General features: G+C 67.9%; 5 protein-coding genes and 1 pseudogene. 3 read left to right on the top strand and 3 right to left on the bottom strand.

The window, feature by feature from the left end; genetic code table 11:
• Positions 1–79: 79 nt before the first annotated feature.
• Positions 80–1,561, bottom strand: a complete 1,482-nt coding sequence (locus ACWEMY_RS29055; RefSeq protein WP_452392579.1) for an MFS transporter — start codon at positions 1,559–1,561, stop codon at positions 80–82.
• Positions 1,562–1,646: 85 nt separating this feature from the next.
• On the opposite strand from ACWEMY_RS29055, the gene ACWEMY_RS29050 reads away from it, so the two are divergent.
• The gene (locus tag ACWEMY_RS29050; RefSeq protein WP_375932552.1) at positions 1,647–2,069 is read left to right on the top strand and encodes a MarR family winged helix-turn-helix transcriptional regulator; all 423 of its coding nucleotides are present in this window, start codon (positions 1,647–1,649) and stop codon (positions 2,067–2,069) included.
• On the opposite strand, the gene ACWEMY_RS29045 is transcribed toward ACWEMY_RS29050, so the two are convergent.
• Together ACWEMY_RS29045 and ACWEMY_RS29040 are read right to left on the bottom strand one after the other, a co-directional pair.
• The gene (locus ACWEMY_RS29045; protein ID WP_452392578.1) at positions 2,053–2,898 is read right to left on the bottom strand and encodes a helix-turn-helix domain-containing protein; all 846 of its coding nucleotides are present in this window, start codon (positions 2,896–2,898) and stop codon (positions 2,053–2,055) included. The genes ACWEMY_RS29050 and ACWEMY_RS29045 overlap by 17 nt on opposite strands.
• A gap of 109 nt (positions 2,899–3,007) precedes the next feature.
• Complete coding sequence (locus tag ACWEMY_RS29040) at positions 3,008–3,613, bottom strand: DUF4282 domain-containing protein (protein WP_375932546.1); 606 nt, start codon at positions 3,611–3,613, stop codon at positions 3,008–3,010.
• A 181-nt stretch (positions 3,614–3,794) separates the two neighbouring features.
• On the opposite strand from ACWEMY_RS29040, the gene ACWEMY_RS29035 reads away from it, so the two are divergent.
• Positions 3,795–4,286 (top strand): hypothetical protein, encoded by a 492-nt coding sequence (locus ACWEMY_RS29035; protein WP_452392577.1) that lies wholly within the window; start codon positions 3,795–3,797, stop codon positions 4,284–4,286.
• A gap of 77 nt (positions 4,287–4,363) precedes the next feature.
• Positions 4,364–4,488, top strand: a pseudogene (locus tag ACWEMY_RS29030) (hypothetical protein); the annotation flags it as partial.

Raw genomic sequence — 4,488 nt, 5'->3', positions numbered from 1 at the left:
CCAAACAACCCCGCGAACCGCATAAAACCCGTTAGGGCTGCGAGGCCCACAGGGCCGAAAACCCCGCGGCGCCAGCCGCCTATGACACAGCTTCGAGGACCTTGGCCTCGACCACGGGAACGTCGGCTTCCTGCCTGCGGTTGCGTCGCGGCAGGAACACCGTCAGGGCGACCAGCGCGCCGACGATGGTGACGCCAGCGGCGAAGGTCAGGCCCGGCCGGTAGGTGTCGAGCATTTCCTGCGGCGTGGCACCGGCGGTGTGCGCGCCGGAGGTGACGATGGCGGTGGTCACCGCGAGCACGATGGCCGCGCCGACCTGCATGGAGGTCTGCAGCACGCCGGCCGCCAGGCCCTGTTCGTCGTCGTCGATACCGCTGGTGGCCTGCACATTGATGGCCGGGAAGCCGACCCAGCCGATGCCGATCAGCAGGATGGCGGGCAGCAGCACGGTCAGGTAGTCCGGCGCGGTGTCGACCCGCAGGAACAGCAGGTAGCCCACGGCCATGACCGACATGGTGACGGCGATGACCGGCCCGGTGCCGAAGCGGTCGATCAGCTTCTCGGAGAAGAAGGCCGACCCGACGACCAGGATGCCCACCGGCAGCAGCGCCATGGCCAGCTTCAGCGCCGACCAGCCCAGCGTGTCCTGCATGTACAGGGTGACGATGAACTGCCAGCTGAAGTAGGAACCGGCGACCGCGATGATGGCCAGGCTGGCCCGCACCAGCGACACCTTGCGCAGGATGCCCAGGCGCACCAGCGGGTGCTTCACCCGCTGCTCGGTGATCACGAACGCGGCGAACAGGGCGATGACGGCGAGGAACGAACCGATCGTGCGGACCGAGGCCCAGCCGACCTCCGGCGCGGTGACCACGGTGTAGACCAGCAGCAGCATGCCCGCGGTGGACAGCAGCGCGCCGAGCAGATCGTGCCCGCCTTCCTCGGCCTTACCGTCCTTGGGCACCAGGGCGAAGGCGGCGACCAGGGCGGCCAGTGCGATCGGGACCGGGAGCAGGAAGGTCCAGCGCCAGCCGACGCCGGTCATCAGGCCGCCGAACAGCAGGCCCATCGAGTAACCACCGGCACCGAAGACGGTGTAGATGGACAGCGCCTTGTTGCGCGCCTTTCCTTCGGCGAAGGTCGTGGTGATGATCGACAGGCCGGTGGGGGCGGTGAACGCGGCGGCCAGGCCCTTGATGAAGCGGGTGACGATCAGCAGCGTCGGGTCGCTGACCAGGCCGCCGATCAGGGAGGCGACCGCGAACACGGCCAGCGCGATGAGGAAGACCTTGCGGCGCCCGAGCAGGTCGGCGGTGCGCCCGCCGAGCAGCAGCAGGCCGCCGTATCCGAGGACGTAGCCGCTGACGAGCCATTGCAGGGTGGAGGTGGACAGATCGAGTTCGGCGCCGATGGACGGCAGCGCGACGCCGATCATCGAGACGTCGAGACCGTCGAGGAACAGAACGATGCACAGGGTGATCAGCATGCCCCAGATACGAAGCGGCCACCTGGTCGGATCGGTCGCCTGATCTGCGGCCGAGAGCGTTGCTGGCGAAGTCATGCGGAGGACATTACATGCGCACGCATTAAATGCCAACACATTTAATGCGGTTGCATGCACAACCACCGACCACTAAGATGGGGCCATGTCGAACCCGGCCAATACGACAGCTCGGCGCAATGAGGCGCCCACCGAGCTCGTCGGCCAGTGGCGCGAACTACTCGGCAGACACGCCGCGGTGAGCTGCGCACTGGAGAAGGCGCTCCAGAATGACCACAGCATCGGTCTCAGCGAATTCGAGACCCTGGATCGCCTGGTCGACACCGAGTGTCAGAAGGTCAGGATGACGGAGCTGGCCGGTGACATCTACCTGAGCCAGAGCGCGCTCTCGCGCGCCGTGGCCCGGCTGGAACGCGACGGCCTGGTCGAACGCACCATGTGCGTCGAGGACCGCCGCGCCATCTTCGTCCGGCTCACCGAGAAGGGCAGGGCGGTCTACGACCGGGCCCTGCCCACGCATCGCTCGATTCTCGCCGAATCCTGGGACCGGCCTACGGCGTGTCCGTAGCCACCGCGGCGATGTCGACGAACGCGCCGCGATAACGCTCGTGCTCGGCCGCCTTGTCCAGGTAGGCCGAGCCGGCGAAGGTCTCCACGAAGACCACCGACGGTTCCGGCCGGTCCAGCGATCCGTCGACGCCGAAGTCCAGGATCACGAACCGGCCCGACTCCAGCCCCGCGTGGTAGCCGGCGTCGGCGGGCAGCACCTGGACGCGGATGTTGTCGCGTTCGCCCAGCTCACGCAGCCACGCGCGCTGGGCGGCACCGACCCGCTCGTCACCGACGCGCCCCGACAGCACCGACTCGGTCAGCACCACGTGCAGCCGCAGCGGTGCCTCCTCGCGGGTGATCAGCGCCTGCCTGGCCTGCAACACGCGCAGCCTGCGCTCCAGGTCGGCCTCGGTGAGGCCGGGCACCGACTGTTCGAGCAGCGCCCTGGTGTAGTCCTCGGTCTGCAGCAACGCCGGGACCAGTCCGTTGTCGTAGATCGACAGTCCCGTCGCGGCCTCCTCCAGGCCGATGTAGACCTCGAAGCCCTCCGGGATCACGTCGCCGTAGGTGGTCCACCAGCCCCTGGCCTTGGTCTCGCGGGCCAGCGCGGCCAGCGGTTCCACCAGATCGGCCGGTGCCCCGTAGACCTTGCACATCGCCTCGACATCGAGACTGCGCAACGAGGTCTGTCCCGTTTCGATCCGCCAGATCTTGGCCTCGGACCATTCGAGTTTCGACGCGGCGGTCCGCGTCGTCATCCGCGCCTGATTGCGCAGGTCACGTAAGTGCCTGCCCAGCTGCCTGCGCGGCATGGTCGAACCGGTAACGCCCTGCGGTGAAGCCATACTTCCCCCCTGTATATCCAAATCCGATCTCCTCCACTATCTTTCGGAGACCGCCCTACGCAGCCGACCTGACGCCGGATCCGCGTACGAATTGTTTCACATACCCGCCCTACTTCTTCTTCCTGAATCGCCAGAACTGCACGGCGCGAACGTCTTCGGAGAGCTGGTTGACCGGTTCGGCCACATCCGAGAGCGCCTGGAACAGTCCGTCGGCCAGCTCGCTGATGTGCTCGACCCGGCCGGCCAGGCGCGCGGCGTTGTCGGCGAACTCCAGCATCAGGCGCACCGAGGCGGCGATGGTGAGCCCCAGCGGCACCGCGACGAGCGCGGCGAGAATGCCGAGCAGCACCGAGGCCTTCCACATCAGCACCGTCAGCGCGATCGGCAGGCCCACACCGAAGGACACCACGCCGAGGATGTAGGCCAGCGGCAGCAGGGTCCGGGTGGCCGGGCGGCGGAACTGCACGTCGAGCAGGGAGCGCGCGGCCTCGGCGGCCCACTCCTTGGCCGAGCCGGTACTGCGAAACGGGTCATCGAAGCCCGCATCGCGTGGTATGCCTGTTTCGTCTGATTCTTCGTCACCGGAATCGATCCGCGCGGGCTTGGGCGCCGAACGCTTCACGTCAGCCTCTTTCCAAGAGAGCCATCGTGATTCGGCCTCGAACTCCTCGGCGTCCTCATCGGTCGACGGGGCGGTGCCCGGCTCTTCGGTCATGTACCGAATCCTGCCCGGTTTCACCCCCTACGCCAACCCTGGTCCGCCGCCGCCCGGCGATAGCGAAGGTGATCGAACTGAGACAAAGCAGACACTCTCGAATATTTTTCGGTAACGGCGTAACGCGACGGCCACCCCAGGCCGATACGCCCATGAACGCAGAACAGAGCTCTTCCGGGGAATGGAGAACACAGTGCGCACGACGTTTCCGACCACAACCACGGGCACCGCGAAGGATGCCGCCGCGCAGGAGTACGCGGCACGGGGTTGGACGGTTGCCGAAACGGCCAATGGCCTGTGCCTGATCACCGACGAGAACGTCTCGGCCATCGAGATCTCCGGTGAGATGGCAGGCGAGGTCCGTCGCTTCCTGCGTGCCAACAACCTCTCCGGCCCCGTGATCGAGATCCCGGGCGCCGAGCGTCGCGAGATCCACCTGGTCACCGGCGTCCGCAAGGCCGCCATGGCGATCGAGGCGATGCGCGAGGCCGGCGTGCTCGTACACACCGACGGTGCCAGCATCCCGCTGCCGCCGACCCAGCTCGCCGCCGGTTCGGCCGCCTGGGGCGTCGCCCCCGGTGAGGCCCGCTGGATTCCGCCGGTGGTCGCCCTCGGTGCCGCGGTGCGCGCCGCCGCCACCCGCAAGCGCACCACGCTGACGGTGGCCTGCTAGGCCCCAGTTCTCCCGCAACCCGCGGTCGCGACGGGATTCCCCGCCGTCGCACCGCGGGTTTTCGGCGTTTCCGGACGGTGCCGACACGACAGGGGCCGGGCAGGCGGATCGTCGCCGAGATCGGCGGGGCCTGGCTGGTCTGGCAAGGAGTACGGGAGCACCGCGGCTGGGCCTGGATCGGTGCTGGTGTGATCGCACTGGG

The sequence above is a fragment of the Nocardia sp. NPDC004415 genome (assembly GCF_053602435.1).
This window is presented reverse-complemented; position numbering and strand designations above follow the sequence as displayed.